At 46.1% G+C, this 607-nt stretch carries 2 rRNA genes; both read left to right on the forward strand.

Going from position 1 to position 607, the window contains the following annotated elements:
* Positions 1-89, forward strand: a 16S ribosomal RNA gene (locus tag MMB75_RS26080); the annotation flags it as partial.
* Positions 90-483: 394 nt separating this feature from the next.
* Positions 484-607, forward strand: a 23S ribosomal RNA gene (locus MMB75_RS26085); the annotation flags it as partial.

The raw sequence follows: 607 nt of genomic DNA on the forward strand, positions 1-607 counted from the left end.
GGAGCCAGCCGCCGAAGGTGGGGTAGATGATTGGGGTGAAGTCGTAACAAGGTAGCCGTATCGGAAGGTGCGGCTGGATCACCTCCTTTCTATGGAGAATCGTTTCCTGCGATGGAAACATTCAAATTAGCAGGTACAGCGTACCTGCAACCGGATATTCAATTCGGTTCATCACATTCGTGTGAATGAAATGAATATCCTGGACTTACTCACTCGTTGCTCAGTTTTGAGAGTTCAAACTCTCAAGCTTCGACGAATGTTTCATTCACACATCGTGTGGAACCGAAATATTCATCGGGTTTCGCTTCGATGAAGCGAATTGCACCTTGAAAACTGGATACCGAAACGAAATTGCGTTTTAGAATATTCCTTTAAGCTGATCTTGTGTAAACAAGTGAAATAAAGGTAGCTGCCTTGAATTTCATTCACACGTAAGTGTTGAACCGAAATCCAAAGCAAATCGTATTTACGATGTAAATACTAGGTTAAGCTACAAAGAGCACACGGAGGATGCCTAGGCGCCAGGAGCCGACGAAGGACGTGGCGAACAACGATAAGGCCTCGGGGAGCTGTAAGCAAGCTTTGATCCGGGGATGTCCGAATGGGG

The sequence above is a fragment of the Paenibacillus sp. P2(2022) genome (genome assembly GCF_029522175.1).
GTDB classification, from domain to species: Bacteria; Bacillota; Bacilli; order Paenibacillales; family Paenibacillaceae; genus Paenibacillus; species Paenibacillus polymyxa.